Origin of the sequence: Parabacteroides sp. AF14-59 (assembly GCF_003479515.1) — a bacterium.
In the GTDB taxonomy this organism is placed as follows: Bacteria; Bacteroidota; Bacteroidia; order Bacteroidales; family Tannerellaceae; genus Parabacteroides; species Parabacteroides faecis.
This window is the reverse complement of the sequence record NZ_QUHH01000021.1, coordinates 46,570-68,131: the sequence shown is the minus strand read 5'-3', so window position 1 is coordinate 68,131 and position 21,562 is coordinate 46,570. Positions and strand designations below refer to the sequence as shown.

Here is a 21,562-nt window from a genome sequence, read left to right as displayed (position 1 = left end):
TATGAAACACATATTATATAGCCTGCTTTTAGGCACCGCCGTAGCCTTCTCTTCCTGCGAAAGCAAACTGGATGACAAGCACAATAATCCGGATGGATTTACCTCGGCAGAGATCGAATACCTTTTTACTAAAGGGGCTTTGAAAACGATCGAAAACGATTATGCCGATACCTGGAATTATAACTTCCGCCTGATCGGGAACTATATCCAGACAACTGCCCGCCAGGCAGGAAAAGACCGTGTCAACCTGTACCAGAATATTCAGGATGACAAAGCTCGCTGGGAAAACTATTACGTAACCCGCATGAGCACCCTGACCGAGATAGACAAGATGTACGCCACCCTGTCACCGGATGAACAGAGCAAATATCAAATCTTTGTCGAAGCAGGCAAGGTGCTGAAGGCATACAACACGGCTATCGCTACCGACTTTTTCGGCAATATGCCTTACACGGAAGCCTTCACTGCACGTAACGTAGTCTATGGCGGAAGCGTGATCTTCAAACCGAAATACGATACACAGAAAGATATTTATTATTCTATTCTGGAAGATCTGAAATCAGCAGCCGCTTATTTCAAGACAGCAGCGGCCAGCAATACATTCAAGCAGCAGGATATTATCTACAAAGGTAATTGCGACGGCTGGTACAAGTTTGCCAACTCACTGCGCCTGCGTTACGCTATGCGTATTTCAAATGTCGATCCCGATAAAGCCAAACAGGTATTGGGAGAACTTTCACTGGATCAACTGATCACCAAAAACGCTGATAATACATATATCATGGTTGACAACCAGAGTACTGCTCCCGACGGTATCTGGCGTGCTATGAGAGAGAGTCATTCGAAAGCTCACAGCTACTATATGTATCCACCGGAATTCACCGTCAACTTATTGAAAGAAGCCACCGACCCACGTTTGGTGGTATTCTATCAGCCGGCAACGGATGATGAAGGCGATGTTTACGAAGATAGCAAAGAGATCATCGGTTATCCTTCGTCTGCCGATAAAGCTGTCGCGTTGGTGAACGGTCCGAACGGAACAGAGCTTTTCAAGATCTACGGATGTCTGAATACGGTTACTTTCCGTAAGAACTATCAGTTGCCGGTAGGTATCGGCATGACGGCTGCCGAAGTTTATTTCTGCCTGGCAGAAGCTGCACAACGCGGTTTATTCAGCGGAAACGCCGAAGAGTTCTATAACAAGGGGGTTATCTTATCTATCCAGAACTATTACGAATATTATAAGAACAGCGATGCAGACAAAGGCAAAGATATGAATATTGCCAACAGAGACGTATCCGACGCTACTTTGGGCAGTTGGCTGGCTACTTCGACTTTCAAATTCAACCCGGCAAAGGCTTTAGAACAGATCGCTACCCAGAAATGGCTGCACCTCGGCTTCCTGCAGATCTACGAAAACTGGGCTGAATACCGCCGTACGGATTTCCCGATTCTGGATGACGACCGTGAGAACGGCGCACTGCTGAATAAGGAGAATGCACCTGTACGTTTCTTGTATCCTTCGAAAGAAGCTTCTATGAACACAGAAAACTATAATGCACAGTCGGCAAACAACAAGATCGACGCCCGTTTGTGGTGGGATGTAAAATAAGTCTCACTCCCTGAACATTAGGCATTGACCGTATGGTTGATAATTGTTACCTTTGCGCTAATAATTACCGGCCATACGGTTTTGTATTATGGATATAGTCAATAACGAATATTATAATCCCCGAAGAAAAACATGAATTTAAAGTATTTATTACTAGCCGCCGCCTGTCTGGGGACGGGAGCCGTACAAGCCAAAGACTCGATCTACAAAAAAGGGTGGATAGATCTCAACAAGAACGGCGTGAAAGACGTCTATGAAGATCCCGAAGCTCCCATCGAAGCACGTGTACAGGATCTCCTGAACCAGATGACATTAGAAGAAAAAAGCTGCCAGATGGCCACTCTTTACGGTTTCGGACGTGTCCTGAAAGATTCTCTTCCCACTGAAGGATGGAAGAACGAGATATGGAAAGACGGTATTGCCAACATCGACGAACAGTTGAACGGCGTAGGAAGTGCCCGCCGCAGGACACCGGAAATGATCTATCCGTTCAGCAACCATGCCGAAGCGATCAACAAAACGCAACGCTGGTTTATCGAAGAAACACGCCTGGGTATCCCCGTCGACTTCTCCAACGAAGGAATCCACGGATTAAATCATACCAAAGCGACTCCCCTGCCCGCTCCTATCAGCATCGGCAGTACCTGGAACCGCGACCTGGTGCATCAGGCCGGAGATATAGCCGGTAAAGAGGCAAAAGCTTTAGGATATAACAATGTGTACGCACCAATCCTTGACGTAGCCCGCGATCCGCGTTGGGGACGGGTATTGGAGACTTACGGAGAAGACCCTTATCTGGTAGGTGAACTGGGCGTACAGATGGTAAAGGGAATCCAGCAGAACGGTGTCGCTTCCACTTTGAAGCACTTTGCCGTTTACAGTATCCCTAAAGGCGGACGCGATGCAGCCGTTCGTACCGACCCGCATGTGGCTCCCCGCGAATTGCATGAAATACATCTTTATCCTTTCAAGAAGGTCATCCAGAAAGCGCATCCGAAAGGCGTAATGAGTAGCTATAACGACTGGGACGGCGTGCCTGTAACAGCCAGTTATTACTTCCTCACCGAGTTGCTACGCCAGGAATACGGTTTCAGAGGATACGTGGTCAGCGACAGTGAAGCTGTAGAGTTCGTACAGACCAAACACCATGTAGCCGATTCGTATGAAGAAGCCGTACGCCAGGTGGTAGAAGCCGGATTGAATGTCCGCACCAACTTTACCCACCCGAAAGACTATATCCTTCCGGTACGTCAACTGGTTAAGGAGGGTAAATTGTCCATGAAGTCAGTCGACCGCATGGTTGCCGATGTCTTACGCGTTAAATTCGAACTCGGATTATTCGATTCTCCTTATGTAAAAGACCCGAAAGCTGCCGATAAGATCGTCGGTGCTGACAAACACCGTGACTTCGTACTGGATATGCAGAAACAATCACTCGTTCTGTTGAAGAATGAAAACAACCTGCTGCCACTGGATAAGAACCAGACAAAGAAAGTGCTTATTGCCGGTCCGCTTGCAAAGGAAACAAACTATATGATCAGCCGTTACGGTCCGCAGGGATTGGACAATATCACGGTTTACGACGGCATTAAGGATTATCTGGGCAATCAGACCGAAGTTGTCTACGCTAAAGGTTGTGAAATAAAAGATGCCAACTGGCCTGACAGTGAGATCGTCCCCACCGCTCTGACGGATGAAGAAAAGAAAAGCATCGCCGAAGCAACGAGTGCTGCTGCCGATTGTGATGTGATCATCGCTGTATTGGGAGAAGACGAATCCTGCACGGGCGAAAGTAAATCACGCACCGGACTCGACCTTCCGGGCCGTCAGCAACAATTGTTGGAGGCACTGCATGCAACCGGCAAACCGGTCGTGCTTATCCTGATCAACGGCCAGCCGCTGACCATCAACTGGGCAGACCGTAACATTCCTTCTATCCTCGAAGCCTGGTTCCCCGGCCAGTTGGGCGGAGAAGCGATCGCACAAACATTATTCGGCGAGTATAACCCGGGCGGACGTTTGTCTGTCACCTTTCCGAAATCGATCGGACAGATCGAGTTCAATTTCCCGTTCAAACCGGGTTCACAGGACGGACAATACTTTGCTGGTCCCAACGGCTCAGGAAATACCCGTGTAAACGGTGCCCTCTACCCGTTCGGCCACGGATTAAGTTACACTACCTTTGCGTACTCGAACCTCGCAATCAGGCAGGAAACACCGTATTCGCAAAGTCCGGTAACCGTCACCGTAGATGTCACCAATACAGGCAAACGTACCGGCGACGATGTAGTACAGTTGTACATCCGCGATAAAGTCAGCAGCGTCATCGCTTACGAATCCGTCTTACGCGGTTTCGAACGTATCTCCCTGCAACCGGGTGAAACGAAAACCGTCACATTCGTCCTTCTTCCCGAAGATCTCCAAATCCTCGACAGACACATGGAATGGACCGTCGAACCGGGTGAGTTTGAAGTCAGGATCGGCGCTTCTTCCACTGATATTAAATTAAAGGATATTTTTGTTGTAAAGTAAAAGAAAGGTAATCATAGCCTATCCGCATATTTTATTCCCTCTTGCTTTCGAAACAATCCACAGATTTCGTAAAGTAAGAGGGAATATTTTAATTTTCGCATTTATGGCAGAATATAAAAATATATAACAAGGTGAATTTCAATAAATATATTAATGAAATTGATTTTTCAGAGGTTAGAAAGCTCTTCTTAAATAAAGGGGAATCAATTGATATTAAGAAAAAGGATTATTTTGTTCGGCAAAATGAGCCATGTAAGTATGTAGGACTGATTCAAAACGGCATTTTTAGATACACTTGTATCGACAATGAGGGGAACGAACATATTGTTGGTTATAGTTTTGCCAAAGATTTTGTTTGCGACTATCCTTCCTTGATTAAAAATTCAAACTCGTTAACAAATACTCAATCCGTTACAGATAGCACTGTATATATATTATCTATAAAAGAGTTGAACGATTATTGGGAGACCAATATGGATACACAACGCTTTGGTAAATTAGTGGCAGAAGAGTTGTTAATAGAGATGTATCAACGGTTACTTGGCTTTTATTGCGAAACAGCAGAACAGCGTTACATTGCCTTGCTGCAACGTTGTCCCGACTTACCTCTGTATATTACTCTAAAAGAGATAGCATCGTTTCTTGGTGTAACTCCTGAAACTGTTAGTCATATACGAAGAAAATTACGGCAAAAATGAAAGTCTTGAAATACTTCAAGGTTTTTCTCTCCAACTTTGTAGAACTTTGCTTCGGTATAATTAGGCTATACTACAAAGATTGAAATGATTTAAACTATAAATATATGAGAATAAAAAGTCTATTTGGAACGCTTTTGTTCCTATTCACATTAGGTTTTACATGTTGTAGTGAAGATGATAAACAGGAATATTATTTGGAGCTTTCTCAAAACTCGTGCGAAGTAATACAAGGATACAGTATTTCCATTGACCTGACTGCCCATGAAAACACTACGTTGAATGTTAAAAACCCGGAATTTATTGATGCCGTTTATACTTGGGGAATTGATGGTTATAAGGCTAAAATAGAGATTAAAGGTAAACAGAAAGGTGAAACAGACCTTGTCGTCACCGACCATGAAACGGGAGAATCAGCCATGATAAAGGTGAAAGTGACAGAATACCCGATGCCTCGTCTTGCCGTAAAACAACCGAAAGGGAATATTTTCGATACGATAAATTTTTATCTCTATAATGAAGATTCAAAGTCAATTAATTCCAATAATCTTTCTGTTGTATGCGATTCTATTGTTTGGACAGTAGATGAGATAAACGGCAGTTTTAAAGTGTTTGAACACGAAGGGGTAGGTAACCATCTGACTTTGGAATGGGGGCACTGTTTCAAATATCCCGGTGAATATAAAACTAACCTGACCACATGGAAAGACAACAAGGTTATCTTTCGTCATCAACTCACCGTCACCGTTACTGATGAGAAGGATTTTCTGGAATATAACTGGAAGGACATTACCAAAACCTCACAAGCATGGTATACTTATGCAGATGTGCTTAAAAGTAGTCCTAATTTGATGACCACATACGGTCTTTGCGGCACTGTCCCATATACCGAAGTGAGGGTTTTTAACAGCAACATGACTCAAAGCTACCAACTTTACGACTATTTCTGCAATCTCTATTCAGTCCCCACGTATGAAGACAATAGAGATAAGATGTGGCAACTGTATGACGAACTATTCTCCGAACAGAAAATATATCCTAGTACTTACCCTGTTGCCATTTGGGTGACAGAACGTGTTAATATTGTTTTATTACTACTGGATGATTATACAGAATCTCCTAAATATGTGGCTTATGCGGAACCAAACAGACAATGACACCTATAGCTTTGAAGCGTAAATTGAAAAAAGGTCTTATTCTTTTATACTTTATTAAAAAGAATAAGACCTCTATTCCCTCCGATTTGAATATCTTAGCAGAAAATCAGTTATCCTCTTAAACCGATCGATTATGGATAGCCTGCAAAGATGGAAAACACAATACCGGTTTTACCGGACATTCTTCCTCAGTACATTAAAATTCAGTGTCCTGGTCAGCTTTCTCTTTGCGTCTATGGGCGGCATTACTTCCTTTATTCTATATAATGGCAGCATTATGGATTCTGTCAAACTCTGGTTTCGCCTTATTCCCACGGTCGGACTGGGATTCGATTATATTTATAAAGAACTGACACACAAAGAAGAATACTTTTTCTATTACAATCAGGGCATCAGCAAATATCAACTCTGGATCGTTACATTTATCGTCATGTTCATTTGCTGTAATCTACTCAATCAAATTATCCAGCTATGCATACAGGCCTTGAAATAGACAGCGTACTTAAGTCGTTCGGCGAACGGACGATACTGGCAGATGTTTACCTGAAATGTTGCCAAGGAGACATTATTGCCCTTTTCGGACGGAACGGAACCGGCAAATCCACCTTACTGAATATCATCTTCGGTACGTTGAAAGCCGACCGGAGTTTTATCCGGATCGACGGAAAAGTCATGAACGGACCTGCTTTCCGCTCCCGTTTGCTTGCCTATCTGCCCCAGCATCCTTCCTTGCCATCCCATCTGAAAGTATCACAGATTGCAGACTTGTGTATCGCCCCGGAAGACAGAAAACGTTTCCTGGCAGATAAAATACTATTCCGTATCCGCACTTCCCGCATTTGTGAAATATCAACGGGAGAACAGCGGTATCTGGAAATCAAAACGACCCTATTCAGTCCGGCTCCCTATATATTGCTGGACGAACCTTTCAGCGGTGTCTCTCCTGTAGTGGCAGAACAGATACGCGAGCTTATGTCCGAAAGCGCCCGGGAACACGGGATCATCCTGACAGACCATAATTTCCGCGAAGTACATAAAATAGCGAATCGCCTGACGCTACTTAACGAATGTTACCTGAAAGAGGTCAAAAACATCGAAGAACTGATACCTTACGGGTATTATCAACCATAAAAAAGGGATACCCTCACGGATACCCCTTAACACTGAAAAGATTTGTTTTTTATTCTAATCCATACTTTTGTATTGCATATTCACCCAGAACTTCCAGGTAATGCAAACACTTACTAACTACTTTTTTCATAGCGCTCCTCTTATTATTTAAAACGATCTGTAAGTAAAACATGTTGTTGAAATATGTTTTACAGCACAAAAGTAGTAGTAATATAGATACGTTATACCGACCTTTTCCGGTTTTAACATCATTTGCACAAAACCGGGACCTACTATCCGAGAGCCTTTATCCGATAATGTATTTCGAATAAGGCAGTTTACTCAATAAATAAGTAAACATCCAGGATGCAGCCAACGTAAAGATTGCCGATACGGGAACAATAGCCGGTACGGGAACACCCAACCACAGTGTCAGCAGATAAGACGGTCCTATGAAAAAATAATGTACACAGTAAACTCCGAAGCCTAACTTCGTAAGGTTTGCCAAAGCCCCGCAAATAAAGGGAGATGAGATACGGACTTTCTTGACTAACAAGAAAATAGCTGCCGTCATCAGCATGGCATTCGGAGAACAGTAAGTGAAAAACAACTCCATGCCTTCCTCACTCACATGCGGATCGGAAGTCATATAACGGAAACCTGTAAAAGTGACCAGATAGCCTATCAGAAACAAAGGAATGGTGACTGCCAACGTTTTACCGGTCGACCAGTCATTCCCTTTTCCTAAATAATGACCCAACAGCAAATAACCGTTGAAGCCGGCAAAATAATAGAACAACCCATAAGCATTCCATGAGCAGGTCCCGAACAAATAATGGGAAACAAACTCCATCAAATAAGGGATGAACAGGGATACTCCCCAAATACCAAGGAACCAGCGTTTCCCTTTGTCAGAAGCTTTCTCCACCCAGGCAGAAAAGACAGGCATATAAAGATATAGTCCGATCAATGTATAGATATACCACATGGGGGTCGCATAAACAGTAAATGTAACCGGAATCATCGCAATTTCTTTCAACGCATCTGTCAGGGAAGCAGAAGGATCAGGCGCATAGGGAAAGAAATCGGTCACCAGTTCAGCACTTCCTCCCGCCCACTGGATAAACCAGGGTGCCAGGTTGAACAGTACCGACCAGATCAGAAAAGGAAAAAATACACGTGGAATACGTTTTTTATAAAAAACAGAAGCCTCCTGTTTTACCGGCAACAGCAAAAAACCCGTCATCATTACAAATAAAGGGACACAAGCCCTCAACATTGATCCGTAAGCCGATCCCCAGAAATTGAAATCAGAATTAGCACGCGACTCCGGAGAGGCGTTGAACGGGTCCGTACAATGGCAGGCAATTACCATCAGGATAGCAACGAAACGAAGAACATCCAGCCAAACTATATGCGGACGTGTAGCAGTAGTAGTGTTATTCATGATAAGATTATTTCTTCAAACTGGACGTAAAAATAAATAATCTTATCAGATAATACAAGGCTGACTTTATCCGCGCTTATATTCAGAAGGAATAATCCCCGTATGTTTTGTAAAAGCACGGCGGAAAGTACTGATCGAATGAAAACCGGAACGTTCGACTATTTCCTGGATACTTGCCAGCGGCTCGGCATCCATCAGACGTTTGCTTTCTTCAATGCGGAACTGGTTCACATAATCAGAAAAAGACATCCCCAGCTCCTTATTGAATAATTGTGAGAGATAGGAACGACTGATAGGGAACACACGTTGCAGATCGGTCAGTCACAAGTCATCGTTCAGATAAGGTTTTTCACGTTCGAACCAGGTATTCACCTCTTCCGCATAGCGTTTGAAAAGAGCACCACGCTGCTCCTCGTCATCATCATCTTCCTCTTCGTCATCGTTCGAGGGAAGATCCCATCCGTTCCTAAAAGTATGTTCGATCCGTATATTCTTAAGAAATAAAGCCTTATAGAAAAAGTAAAACCAAACAATCAGCATGATAGCCTTTATAACGACGTAGAGGATCGTCCGGTCGGTCAATAACAGGACTGCATAAAGGAAATAAAGGATAGATAAGACGAGCATTGTCCGCTTCAACCATCGCAAGTCATAGTTTTCAGGATCCGAAACATTCTCGCTCAAATAAGCGGTATATTCATCGGCATACTTTACAACAAGATATATCGGCAGGATCATATAAAAAAGAGTAAGTGCAAGCACCAATAACCGCAGGAATACGTCCATATTGAAATACGTAAACACATCTTTTAGCGAATAAAAAATATGTATTTCCCCGCCCGATAAACGATAAGTAAGATAAGATAAACCGCCTATCACAACGGGCGAAAGAAAAACGGCAAATCGCCTGAAAGTAAGAAAACCGGGGCGCAGCTTTTCAATCACATAACTGGCAAGACAAGCGGTCACAAAACAGCTTGCAATAAGTACATCGGGATGGAAGGCTTCCTTTACTTCATCCACGTAAGAATTAACAGAAATTCGGATTACGGCCATCAAGGCCCACATAATCATACTCCATGCCAAAATAAGTCGTGCCCTGTTACCAAATGACCTCAATAGCATCATAATGCCTCCTAATACGCACAGGCCTATTATTTGCATACTCAATAAAAACTGTATTTTGTCCAGCATATGTTACCGCCTCGTTTTAGTATAAACAATTTGAATCCTCAAATGGTTGATTTGCACCCTATTTAGACAATTTGACGCCTCTGGATTATTTGCACCATGCGTTTTTATACCATTTCATCGTGGTTTTATACCGTATGATCCCTCTTTCTCCTCAAACTGCCGGATATTTGCAATATGAAATTTGATACAAAAATAGCATAAAAGTATGAGAAATTTATTACTATTTATTACACTGATTTCCTGTTTGGCCGGTTGTTCTCACGAGAGCAATTTCGCAGCCATTGAGAGTATTAGCGCGAAAGAGAAACCATTAAAAATTATTACACGTATTTTAACTACTAAATCTGCGAATTTCGTACAGGAATTCAAGGAAGGATCGGAAATAGGACTACTGATCACACGCGAAAACGACGGTGGTCTTTATGATGAGGATAGTGATTATATAAATGTAAAAGCGCAAGCAAATTTAATTAGTAATAAAATCTCCTGGCAACAAACGCCGGAAGTCACCCTTAACTTCGACCCGGCCATCGTGTATGCCTATTATCCATATCAGTCGCAAATGAGACTGAGCACGGCAAGTATCCCTGTAAAGATCTCGCCGGACGCCACTCAGACACGCGACTATATGTACGGCACACACGCTTTGGGCCAAAAAGCATTGAACAGCATATCCCCTATGGTCTTGCTGAATATGGAACATGCTTTATCGCTCATCTCCTTCCAGATAAACCTGGAAAAAACAGAAGAAGGAAGTTATGAGTTGGACGCCGTCCAGCTGGGAAATAAAGCCGGAGGAACAGCATTGATATGTAAAGGGATGATGGACATCAGAACCGGACAAATCACCGGAACGGCCTGTTGCAGTGTCGCCACCCGGCTCAATCTGGAGGAACCTGTTACATTGACAAAAGAGTTCTGTGATCCGCAACAGATCATGGTGATCCCGACAAGATCAGCACTTATGGCTGAAGGTGACATCGAGGCACTCTTTACGATCAACGGAACTTCGTACAAATATAAAATTCCCGCAAAGACCGTATGGGAAAAAGGACATAAATACCTCTACAAATTAACTCTCAGCGGAGAGGCTCTTACATTGAAAGAGGTATCCGTTACCGACTGGATGCAGGGTAACGGTGAAGATGCTACAAGCAGCATTATGTAAGTTTTATTTTATGTTTTGGTTATGGTTTAGAATCTCTGGGTAATCGTATTTTGTTGGGATGCCGATGATCTGCTGACCGGATGTACGGACAACAAGCCTGATTGGACAGACAGTCCGGCATCGCAAGAAGAAATACGGTTACCGCAAAGAAGGAAATAAAGCCTCGTTCCCTACCACGACATCCGGTAGCAGGGCTGAAGAACATCCTTCCGACAGGATTCTATAAGTGTAAACGCCGTGGCAAGCAGTCCCATTCTTCTTGCCACCGGCCACTACACCGATCCGAACATCCGGGAGCTGACAGCGGTCAGTCCTTTGAAAAAGAATTAACGAACTAACTCGTGAGAGTTACGTATACATTTAATTAATACTAAAATAGTAGTAATGAAGCCGGCCCCGAATACCGCGTCCTGCACTCAACTGGACGCATATTCCCTCTCAACTTATCGCCGACAACACTCTTTTATTTGACTATAAACCTTGCCGGGGCCGGTTTTCATTATACTACTATTACAATTTCACAGGAAATAGATAGGAAAATTAAAAATCCTATTTACATTTGCAAATAAACGTATATCTAAAGACGTTCAATAAATGGCGAATCCGGATGCAAATAACTTCAACTCATTATATACAAAGTATTACAGAAAGGCCTTTCTGTTCACAAAATCCTATGTACATGATGAAGCTGTTGCAGAAGATATCGTATCCGAATCGTTCATCAAATTGTGGGAAAAACTAAAACAAGAAGAGATCGACTATAGCGACTATCTTTTACTATCTATCTTGAAAAACAAAGCTTTAAATTATCTGAAACATGAAGCTATCAAGGCTGAAACCATTCATTCTTTGACTGATATCAACCAGAGAGAACTGGAAATCCGCATATCCACCCTACAAGCTTGCGTCCCCGAAGACATCTTTTCAAAAGATGTCGAAGAGATTATCACAAAAACACTAAAGATATTACCCAGCCAGACACGCCGCATCTTCGTTCTGAGCCGGTTCCAGCACAAAGGGAACAAAGAGATCGCCCAGATTTTGAATCTGAGTGAAAAAAGTATTGAATATCATATATCCAAAACATTGAAAGCATTGCGTATTAATTTAAAAGACTATCTCCCCCTATTTTATTTTTTATTTTTTTGATCGTCAATTTAGGGATGAAGGTTTCTGAGTTGTTTTAAAGATAGAGGGCAACCTAGAAACATTCATACTGACAGATCAATGGAGCAGAAATTATTACATAAATATATTGCCGGTGATGCCAATCCACAGGAGAAGGAAACAGTAATTCGCTGGATAGAAGCAGATAAAAAAAACATGGAAGAATTTTTATCTGCCCGAAAATTATATGATCTTACTGTTTGGCAGAATGATCTGGTAACAGAAACTTATGCACCAGCCGGTAGACTTCGTAAAATCTGCATCGAATTTGCTAAAATTGCAGCCATCTTTATCGGTTCCATTATTCTCGTCACAATTTTCTATCCGGCAAATGAAACCGTACCAGAGGAAACCGGCATACAAAAACTATATGTGCCGGCCGGTCAGAGAGCAGAACTAACTTTATCCGATGGCACAAAAGTCTGGTTAAATGCCAAAACGACTTTTTCATTTCCGGACCATTTTGATGATCACCAAAGAAATGTGACACTGGACGGAGAAGCATATTTTGATGTCGCACACAATGAAAAGTCCCCTTTCGTCATCCAAACGGAAAAATACAATGTCAAAGTACTAGGTACGGAATTTAATGTCCGTGCCTATAAGGAAGATGAGATTTATGCCTTCGAAACAGCCTTGATCAACGGCTCCGTTGAAATTGAAACAGCAGACCACGCCGTGAAAAAGCAATTACAACCCAAAGAAAAAGCCTATGCGGAAAACGGACAATTAGAAATAAAACCGATCACAGAATTCGATCAATACCTGTGGAAAGAAGGGTTAATCTGTTTTGACGACAACAATCTGGCAGAGATATTCAAAAAATTGGATTTCTATTATAATATTCCTGTCAAAATCGAAAATACGAAAATATTAGACAAGCGGTATACAGGGAAGTTCAGGTCCAGCGACGGCATCGAGCATATCCTGAAAACTTTACAACTAAAAACAAAGTTCCGCTATGAAAGAAAAGAATATCCGGATAATATAATTGTAATCAAATAAAATATTCACTTTAAATCTACATGCCTATGAAATATCAATAAAAGCAATTTGAAAAATCCGGAATGTGCTGTAACACACTCCGGATGAAGTCAATACCAGAGAACTTTCAAAAATCTAATAGTATTAACTAAGCATACAAAAGTATGAAAAATAAATTGTATTGGGATTATTGTATCCTATTAATACCGAATAAACACATTTTAAACATTATGAAAATAGCCTTTATATGCCTTTTTATTTTCATAAGTGGTATGTTTGCAACTGAAGCGGAATCTCAAAACGCAAGAATTTCTTTAAAACAGACAACCAGTGTACTGGATCTGATCAATATTATTGAAAATCAGACGGATTACCTCTTTGTCTATGACAAGAAAGACATTGATCTGAATCGTCAAATATCCGTCAAGGCACAGAATAAAACAGTTGCAGAGATCCTTCTGACAATATTTAAGAATACCGACATTGTATATGCAATGCAGGGAAACAATATTGTTCTGATGAAAAAGAGTTCCGAATCCATACCGGTCGTCCAACAACGGACGGTACGGGTAACAGGTATCGTAACAGATGAAAAAGGGGATCCGCTGGCAGGTGTCAACGTTTCGGCAAAAGGGACAACTAACGGAACGATAACAGACATAGACGGACGCTTTTCCATCATGGCAGAACCTGAAACCATCCTGCAATTTTCCTATATAGGTTATATGAATCAGTTCATTAAAGTAGGAAACAGTACTTCTGTCACGATCTCCATGAAAGAAGATACCCAGGCATTGGACGAGGTTGTGGTCGTCGGTTTCGGTACACAGAAAAAAGTAAATTTATCCGGATCGGTATCTTCGGTCGATATGAGTACATTGACAGAGAGCCGCCCTATAACAAACATTTCAAATGCTTTGGCAGGATTAGCTGCCGGTTTACAGGTGACATCATCCAATAACCGCCCCGGAGACGATAATGCCAGTATACTTATCCGTGGTAAAGGAACACTAAATAACTCCTCCCCCTTAGTAATCATCGACGGAATGGAAGGAGAAATGAATAGTTTAAACGTACATGATATTGAAAATATATCTGTATTAAAAGATGCCTCCTCCGCAGCGATCTACGGTTCACGGGCTGCAAACGGCGTTATTCTTATCACGACTAAGACCGGAAAGGAAGGAAAGCTCAAAGTTTCATATAACGGATATGTCGCTTTCCAGAGCATTCGTCCCGGTGTATTGGATCCTGTCAGTAATTACGCCGATTATATGGAATACATCAACAGCGGTTATAACAACAGTAACCAGGCACTGCCTTATTCTCAAACCTCTATCTCTGCATGGAGAGGCGATAACGGGCAAAACCCTCTAAAATATCCGAATACAAACTGGATAGAAGATACCTTTTCCACCGGAGTAGGAACAAATCACACATTGTCTATGAGCGGAGGAACTGAAAAGATCCAGTTCTACGGAGCATTCGGTTACTTTGACAATCCGGGAGTGCTCGAAAATGCAGGATACCGGAAATATAATGCCCGGACAAATATCAACGCACAGTTGACATCCTGGTTGAAAATGGGAATGAATGTAAGTGGCTTCGTGGGAAAAGCAGAGCCAGGTAATGCCGGACAATCCGCTACTGAAGCCGGAGAACAAGCCAGTGTCGGTGCATTCACATGGGGATGGGCGACAAGTCCTGCCATGATTCTGAGACATGACGGCAGATACGGAGGTATCCAGAATGTCGAGGATGACGTATCGGAATCCGGGAATAATGTATTAAAGGTCTTAAATTCCACAAAAGGAGAAAATACGACCAGAAATATAAAATCCCGTTTCCATATCACCCTGCAACCAATTAAGGATTTATCCGTCACAGGTTCATACTCGTATGAATACACCGAACAAGGAATCAAAACAATACCAGTATTCAACGACGTATGGGACTTTGGTAAAGATCAGATAATTTTCAAAGGAGAAGGCGAATCTTATATTACCGAAAAAGAGTATAAGCGGGAACGCAATTATATGGATATTGTTGCCAACTACAATCACCGTTTCCTGGACGACCGACTGGGACTGACGGCCATGGTTGGTGCCAGCCAGGAGCAATATAAATACGAATGGTTCAATGTTACCCGTAAAAATCTGACAGCACCAAACGGTACGGTACTGGATGCTGCCAACGGGCAAATATCGACAGGAGGAAATATGACACAATGGGTTATGCGTTCGTATTTCGGCCGTTTGAACCTGGATTGGGAAAACAAATATCTGTTAGAATTTAACTTACGTTCCGACGGTTCTTCCAGATTCTTATCCGACTCACGCTGGGGATATTTTCCTTCAGGTTCAATTGCATGGCGTATGGATCAGGAAGAATTCCTGAATAGCACGGATTGGCTGAGTAATTTGAAAATACGCGCCTCTTACGGTTCTTTAGGTAATAACTCCGTAGGAAATTACTCTGCAATTTCCAGTTACGGTTCCGCCAATTATGTACTCAACAACGGAGTATCAACGGGTTGGGCGATAACGGCCCTTGCCAATGCCGGACTGACCTGGGAAAAAACGAAAGTAACCGATATAGGTTTCGATTTCGGAGTTTTAGATAACCGTCTCTACGGAACCTTCGACTGGTTCAATAAAAAAACGGAAGGTATCCTGATACAGCTGCCATCTCCTTTAGTGCACGGTTCCGCTACAACTCCAACCTCAAACGCGGCCGAAGTGACCAATAAAGGAATTGAATTAACTTTGGGATGGAGAGACAAAGCCGGAGATTTCGATTATGGGATCAATCTCAATTATACCCATGTGACCAACAATGTTGATAAGTTTAAAGGAGAAGATTATAGCCTGAACGGGATATACATGACCAAAGAAGGGCTTCCTATCAACTCCATGTATATGTATGTTGCAGATCGTATTATCCAGACAGACGACGATTTAGCTATCGTAAACGACATGTTAGCCAAAAATCCGGACGCTTTCAGTCAATTAGGAGGCGTTCCTCAAAAAGGTGATATCCTGTTTAAGGATTTGAACGGCGATAATAAAATCGACCCGACCAATGACCGCGACATAGTGGGAGACACCAATCCGAAACATATGTTCGGACTTAATCTGTCTGCAGGCTATAAAGGGTTCGATTTCTCCATCTTTATGCAAGGAGTTATAGGAGCTAAAGGATACCTGAATGAAAAATACTTTACATCAACAGTACAAAGAGGCTATCAGATAACAAAAGAAATAGCTGAAAATAGTTGGACGGATGGCATGACAAATGCCAAATATCCAAAGCTAACCTATCAAACGGCAGTCAACAATCAGGCCAACACACTTTGGATTCAGAAAAAAGATTATCTGAAAATCCGCAATATTCAATTAGGCTATACATTGCCTAAATCAGTGTTGAGCAAAGTGCAGCTCGAAAAAGTCCGTTTCTATGGCAGCCTGGAGAATTTCTTTACATTCACCGGCTATAAAGGGATCGATCCGGAATTGGATGACCTGAGTTATCCAACGATGAGACAAGCTGTTATTGGAGTAAATATCGAATTTTAAAATAGATCGACATGAAAAAATCAATAAAATATATAAGTTCAGTTCTTACAAGCCTTGTATTATTGAGCGGATGTTATGATCTGGATCAATATCCGGCCGACAAGGTTAATTCCGGTTCTTTCTGGCAGGATGAAGCAGACGCCCAAGAAGGTATGATGGGAGTATATGCAGCCATGAAGAAAGACGAGGTTTTCAGTATTTATTATACCCGCGATTGTTTGAGCGACATCGGTATCGGGTTGAACTGGGGACTTTATGGTTTCATAGAAGTGGCGCAAGGCCAAAGTAACTCTACTACCGGATTATACAAATCTGTATGGCAACGCCTATACGACGGTATCGCCCGGGCAAATACATTGATCACCAATGTACCTTCAGTCGATATGTCCGACGATCTAAAAACTCAATACCAGGCTGAGGCACGGTTTATGAGAGCTTTATATTACAATGAACTTTTGAATCTTTATGGAGGAGTTCCCCTGTATGACGAAACGACCAGCATAGAAAAAGAATATGACAACATGTATAAAACCAGAAATACGGAAGCAGAAGTCCTCGATTTTATTCTGAAAGATCTGGAAAATGCATGCACATATCTCCCCAAAACATGGGACGGCGGAAATAAAGGACGTGCCACAAAAGGTGCAGCTTACGCATTAAAAGGAAAAATACTGCTTTATGCCAAACAATATGCGGAAGCAACCAAAGCTCTGGAGGAAGTTCGTAACGGAGGTTACGGATATGCTTTAAATACTGATTATGCAGAATTGTTCAAGCCGGGTGGCGATGAAAGTTCAGAAATGATATTTGCCGTTCAAAACCTGGGCGGAGCAAGTACGGCTTATGGTATGCCTGTTCATTATATCGCCAATCGTGCCTCATACGGAGGATGTATCAACTGCCTGGTTCCCTCTGTCGAACTGGTGGACATGTATGAATATAAAGACGGACGCCCATTCGATTGGGATGAATTGTTTCCTGGTTTTTCAACCAATAAAAGTATAAAAGAAAAAGTCTTTTATTCCACCTTCGACGAAAAAGGCCAATACGTTGCTGCGTATCCTGAAAATGTGGATAAACTACGGAAAATGTATTCAGAGCGGGATCCGCGTATGGAGTCTACCATTATTTTACCTTATACGGAAAACCTGTACAAAGGTTGGGTTAACAATGCGAAAAAAGACTGTGAAATGGTACTCGCCCCATCGAATCCGGCCAATGAAACATACGGATATTGCAGAAATGCCTTCGGTCATAATACCTATTTATACCGTAAATTCACACCAGAATATGATATGGACGGGTTAATAGCCGACCGCTTCCATTCACCGGTGAATTTCCCCATCATCCGTTATGCAGATGTATTGTTAATGCTGGCAGAATGCTATAATGAGACATCGAACCTATCCGGTGCTGTCGAATTGATCAATCAGGTACGGGAACGTGCCGGGATCGCACTTTTAAATTCCGGTCCTGCTTATTTAAGCGTAACAACAAAAGACCAGGTATTTGAACGTATCCAGAAAGAAAGAGCTGTGGAATTTGCAGCCGAGGGTCTTCGTTTCTACGACCTGAAAAGATGGGGATTATATATTTCCAAAACAAATGGTCAAAAACAAACCGATCTGGTAGGTTCTGTCTTATCCACTAAAGTAACAGAACAAAAAAATATGTACTGGCCGATTCCTCAGGAAGAAAGAGATATGAATCCGAATCTGACGCAAAACGCATCCTGGTAACAAACCATATGTATAGAACTAAGTAATGAAGGCTGTCTCAATCATTCTTTGGGACAGCCTTTATTGAATAATTATAAACTCAATCACATGAAAAATATATCCATTATTTTTTTATTATTCTCTTTGATCGTACATGATACGCATGCCCGGATACATTGGCCGGAAGGGAAAAAAGCAGCTGTAATCCTCACATATGACGACGGTTTAAAATCTCAGCTTCAAATTGTAATACCACAATTGGAAGAACACAATTTTAGAGGAACTTTTTTCTTGTACGGGCAGGTTGTCAAAAAAGAAGATATCCCGGAATGGCGTAAAGCCAGTCAAAGGGGCCATGAACTCGGAAACCACAGTATGTTTCATCCCTGTCTCTCCCAGACCACCGGGCAGACCGCAGAACCTTGCCGTTCTTTGGAATGCTATTCGGTAAAAGATATGCTTATCGAAATCGGAATGATGAATAACTTCCTGTATGCAATAGACGGAAAAAAAGAACATGCGTATGCTTACCCTTGTTCCCAATGCGTAGCCGGAGGAGAAGATTATTCAAAGCCTCTGTTAGCTTCAGGCCTGTCGAGATTCGCACGCGGAGGAGATCGCGGAATCATATCAAATACCGACAGCCTGAACTATGCAATGATACCGACACTTCCCGCCCATACCGGAATTTCTGCTGATTCATTGATAGCCTATGTACAGGAAGCTGTTGAGAAAGGAGGGCTCGCAATTATTGTCTTCCATGGTGTCGGAGGAGATTATCTGACAGTTGATGCAAATGAACATAAAAAATTAGTAGACTTCCTTGCCTCCCGTCCGGATATATGGGTCGGAACATTCTCTGAAGTTTTGAATGCAATTACGACAGGGAAAAACACTCCGAAAGAGCAGAGCACGGTACGGATAGATACCAACGGTGATTTCATAACGTATGTCTCCCCCTACTATGCGCTATCATGGTCCAAAAATTTCCCGATGATGTCCTATTGGAATATAGAGTCAGGAGGACGTAACCGGAAATACCTGGATAAATCATTATTACGTCCCGGAAAAGGAGGTGTGCTCATAAACCGGGACAATTCTTCCTTTCTGACTCAAAATCCGGCAATATACAAAGGGATGGAAACTTGTTACGAGAACGTTACTTTTCCTGATAAGACAGTAATGAACTGCTCGGTCATACCGACCAATGAACGACAATTTTCTATTACGATCGGAGGAGGAGGTAACAAATTCAGCCATGAATTTTTCCGGATCCATACAGCTCCGGATATCGCTCCCATGTCAGTATGGGCTGAGAAAACAGAAAATAAACCATCGACATTATATGACACACCTGTTACGATTTATACCCCACAAATAGTAAAAGCCTCTTTTCGATTACCGGCAGTACTTCATTTCCCTGATTATGGCCTGGTTAAAATAGAAGCAGATCAGGATGAAGTTTATATTCAGGAACATTTTGTTCCCGATTATGAAAATACGGGATTATCCTTAGGACCATTTAACAGAGGCGGACATGCCTGGAGAAAATCGGTGCATCTAGGTTCGGTTATTCTTTCATTCCATTCTGAAAAACCGATAAATAAAGCATGTCTGACCTTCACTGTATTGGATGAGAACTATCCGCAAATAGCGAGCTGTGATTTTTCAGATCCCCGGTTCAACGGGTTAAAACGATGCTGGCAAAATTCATTTACAGTGAATCCGGTACACCAGACAATGGGAGACAACATTATTTTGGAAGGTATAGGACATCTTTCCCTGGCATTCAAAGCGGATATGATCCCGTTCACACCTGAACTGCCGGGAACATACTCCATGAGAGCTGCTTTACGAACTTCTATAGAAATAGCGTTGCAGGAACGGATCGGAGAGAATAACCGCATTAAAGATTTTGGTTGGGAATGTACGGAAACGACATTGATCTCTTTGCATAAATATTTACTTGCAACGAACGACTGGGATTTTATTCGTCATTATTTACCTCAAATCAACCGGTTAGTAAAAGGTGTACTGGATGCAGACACAGACCATGACGGGATATTTGAAGCCCCCTTCCACGGAAATCAATTCGAAGAAGGAAGAAGTAGCTGGAACTGGTGGGATGACTTTGCTTTCGGTCATAAAGATGCTTATTTGAATATATTAGCCTATAAAGCACTAAACGGCATGCACCAGATATATACTTTACTGGATATGAAAACGGAGGCAGACTCCATCCGGACCCGCTTAGACCTGTTTCATAGTGCTTTTAATCATACATTCTACAATAAAGAAACAGGGATGTATGCCGGATGGATAAGTCAGGATGGAAAAATCCATGATTATCAATTTTCATTCGTCAACTCTATGGCCATTAATGAAGGACTTGTTGAAAAAGAGCGTTCGAAAAGGATCATCAAAAAGTTATTGAAAAACATGAAAGAGGCAGGATATGATTTCGTTTATGGTGTTCCAGGCCCTACAGTTCCCGTATCGAAAGAGGATAAAGGTAAATGGGATGAAATGACCCGCTGGGGACGTTATGAAAATGGAGGACTATGCGGGCAAACTGCTTATCATTTTATACAAGCGCTCTACAATACAGGCATGAAAGAACAGGCAGATGAAATCTTATTTAAAATGATGGATACCTATGAACGGGAGTATACTCATTCCGGCCTGTTTCCGGGATATTTGCAAAGTGTGGATTGGCGGACCAAAGGAGGAGCTCCTACCGGCTACAATTACCTGGCAGATAATTATTACTTTCTGTTAGCTGCAATAACAGGTTATTACGGTATTAAATATCCGGAATTAAAAAGTCCCGGTAACCGATAAAGAATTTCATGCCGATGTAACCGGAAAAAGTATGCTTACTAATTTGAATTAGTACGGCGACTAATTAGCGGTTGACAACCTTCAACCGTATGGTTGATAATTATCGGCCATACGGTTCACAATCATCAGCCGTATGGCCGATAATTATCAGCCGCTGATTTTTTCAGTATGTACCAGGCAAAGAATAAGAGCATCTATCTGAATACTAACAGATTAACTTAGAACGGCAATATAAAGATAATTTTCCGTAAAGCAATAGGAAATAAAATAATTTACGGCTGAAAATTTATAATAGTTAAATAAGCACTTCTCAGATGTATCTAAAAACAAAAATAAACGCACTAATAACCTGAGTTCTAGAA

The 21,562-nt window shown here is 42.1% G+C and carries 13 protein-coding genes and 1 pseudogene; 12 read left to right on the top strand and 2 right to left on the bottom strand.

Annotated elements, in window-relative coordinates; translation table 11 throughout:
- The first annotated feature begins 1 nt into the window (after position 1).
- The 6 genes from DWW23_RS19560 (at position 2) to DWW23_RS19535 (ending at position 7,127) form a co-directional block, all read left to right on the top strand.
- Entirely contained in the window at positions 2–1,612 is a 1,611-nt protein-coding gene (locus DWW23_RS19560; RefSeq protein ID WP_122355300.1) for a SusD/RagB family nutrient-binding outer membrane lipoprotein, read from the top strand.
- 132 nt (positions 1,613–1,744) lie between these two features.
- On the top strand, positions 1,745–4,144 hold the full coding sequence (locus DWW23_RS19555) for a glycoside hydrolase family 3 N-terminal domain-containing protein (protein WP_122355298.1): 2,400 nt from the start codon (positions 1,745–1,747) through the stop codon (positions 4,142–4,144).
- 131 nt (positions 4,145–4,275) lie between these two features.
- Positions 4,276–4,842 carry a Crp/Fnr family transcriptional regulator gene (locus DWW23_RS19550; protein WP_122355296.1) on the top strand — a complete coding sequence of 189 codons (567 nt, stop codon included), beginning with the start codon at positions 4,276–4,278 and terminating at the stop codon, positions 4,840–4,842.
- Between the two features lie 104 nt (positions 4,843–4,946).
- A complete protein-coding gene (locus DWW23_RS19545) occupies positions 4,947–5,996 on the top strand; it encodes a hypothetical protein (protein ID WP_122355294.1) in 1,050 nt (349 codons plus the stop codon).
- A 133-nt stretch (positions 5,997–6,129) separates the two neighbouring features.
- On the top strand, positions 6,130–6,489 hold the full coding sequence (locus DWW23_RS19540) for a hypothetical protein (protein WP_122355292.1): 360 nt from the start codon (positions 6,130–6,132) through the stop codon (positions 6,487–6,489).
- Positions 6,468–7,127 carry an ATP-binding cassette domain-containing protein gene (locus tag DWW23_RS19535; protein WP_122355290.1) on the top strand — a complete coding sequence of 220 codons (660 nt, stop codon included), beginning with the start codon at positions 6,468–6,470 and terminating at the stop codon, positions 7,125–7,127. Before DWW23_RS19540 ends, DWW23_RS19535 begins: the two co-directional genes overlap by 22 nt.
- Before the next feature lie 286 nt (positions 7,128–7,413).
- Here the strand turns inward: DWW23_RS19535 and DWW23_RS19530 are convergent, their stop codons facing one another.
- On the bottom strand, positions 7,414–8,553 hold the full coding sequence (locus DWW23_RS19530; RefSeq protein WP_122355288.1) for an acyltransferase: 1,140 nt from the start codon (positions 8,551–8,553) through the stop codon (positions 7,414–7,416).
- Between the two features lie 66 nt (positions 8,554–8,619).
- A pseudogene (locus tag DWW23_RS19525) lies at positions 8,620–9,747 on the bottom strand (helix-turn-helix domain-containing protein).
- A 205-nt stretch (positions 9,748–9,952) separates the two neighbouring features.
- Between DWW23_RS19525 and DWW23_RS19520 the strand changes: the two are divergent.
- The 6 genes from DWW23_RS19520 to DWW23_RS19495 all read left to right on the top strand — a co-directional run bounded on the left by DWW23_RS19520 (position 9,953) and on the right by DWW23_RS19495 (position 21,200).
- Positions 9,953–10,915, top strand: coding sequence for a fimbrillin family protein (locus DWW23_RS19520; protein ID WP_122355286.1), 963 nt, complete (start codon positions 9,953–9,955; stop codon positions 10,913–10,915).
- A 594-nt stretch (positions 10,916–11,509) separates the two neighbouring features.
- Positions 11,510–12,064: an RNA polymerase sigma-70 factor gene (locus tag DWW23_RS19515; protein ID WP_122355284.1), complete on the top strand. Its 555-nt coding sequence runs from the start codon at positions 11,510–11,512 to the stop codon at positions 12,062–12,064.
- Positions 12,065–12,142: 78 nt separating this feature from the next.
- Entirely contained in the window at positions 12,143–13,087 is a 945-nt protein-coding gene (locus DWW23_RS19510) for a FecR family protein (RefSeq protein WP_122355282.1), read from the top strand.
- Positions 13,088–13,296: 209 nt separating this feature from the next.
- Positions 13,297–16,641, top strand: coding sequence for a TonB-dependent receptor (locus tag DWW23_RS19505; RefSeq protein ID WP_233564395.1), 3,345 nt, complete (start codon positions 13,297–13,299; stop codon positions 16,639–16,641).
- Positions 16,642–16,652: 11 nt separating this feature from the next.
- On the top strand, positions 16,653–18,380 hold the full coding sequence (locus DWW23_RS19500; protein WP_122355278.1) for a RagB/SusD family nutrient uptake outer membrane protein: 1,728 nt from the start codon (positions 16,653–16,655) through the stop codon (positions 18,378–18,380).
- Between the two features lie 87 nt (positions 18,381–18,467).
- Positions 18,468–21,200 carry a polysaccharide deacetylase family protein gene (locus tag DWW23_RS19495; RefSeq protein WP_122355276.1) on the top strand — a complete coding sequence of 911 codons (2,733 nt, stop codon included), beginning with the start codon at positions 18,468–18,470 and terminating at the stop codon, positions 21,198–21,200.
- Positions 21,201–21,562: the final 362 nt, after the last annotated feature.

Excerpts from the sequence above, each read along its gene's own strand:
- DWW23_RS19560 (WP_122355300.1), top strand. The coding sequence starts at position 2 with ATGAAACACATATTATATAGCCTGCTTTTAGGCACCGCCGTAGCCTTC.
- DWW23_RS19555 (WP_122355298.1), top strand. The coding sequence starts at position 1,745 with ATGAATTTAAAGTATTTATTACTAGCCGCCGCCTGTCTGGGGACGGGA.
- DWW23_RS19545 (WP_122355294.1), top strand. The coding sequence starts at position 4,947 with ATGAGAATAAAAAGTCTATTTGGAACGCTTTTGTTCCTATTCACATTA.
- DWW23_RS19540 (WP_122355292.1), top strand. The coding sequence starts at position 6,130 with ATGGATAGCCTGCAAAGATGGAAAACACAATACCGGTTTTACCGGACA.
- DWW23_RS19535 (WP_122355290.1), top strand. The coding sequence starts at position 6,468 with ATGCATACAGGCCTTGAAATAGACAGCGTACTTAAGTCGTTCGGCGAA.
- DWW23_RS19530 (WP_122355288.1), bottom strand. The coding sequence starts at position 8,553 with ATGAATAACACTACTACTGCTACACGTCCGCATATAGTTTGGCTGGAT.
- DWW23_RS19520 (WP_122355286.1), top strand. The coding sequence starts at position 9,953 with ATGAGAAATTTATTACTATTTATTACACTGATTTCCTGTTTGGCCGGT.
- DWW23_RS19515 (WP_122355284.1), top strand. The coding sequence starts at position 11,510 with ATGGCGAATCCGGATGCAAATAACTTCAACTCATTATATACAAAGTAT.
- DWW23_RS19510 (WP_122355282.1), top strand. The coding sequence starts at position 12,143 with ATGGAGCAGAAATTATTACATAAATATATTGCCGGTGATGCCAATCCA.
- DWW23_RS19505 (WP_233564395.1), top strand. The coding sequence starts at position 13,297 with ATGAAAATAGCCTTTATATGCCTTTTTATTTTCATAAGTGGTATGTTT.
- DWW23_RS19500 (WP_122355278.1), top strand. The coding sequence starts at position 16,653 with ATGAAAAAATCAATAAAATATATAAGTTCAGTTCTTACAAGCCTTGTA.
- DWW23_RS19495 (WP_122355276.1), top strand. The coding sequence starts at position 18,468 with ATGAAAAATATATCCATTATTTTTTTATTATTCTCTTTGATCGTACAT.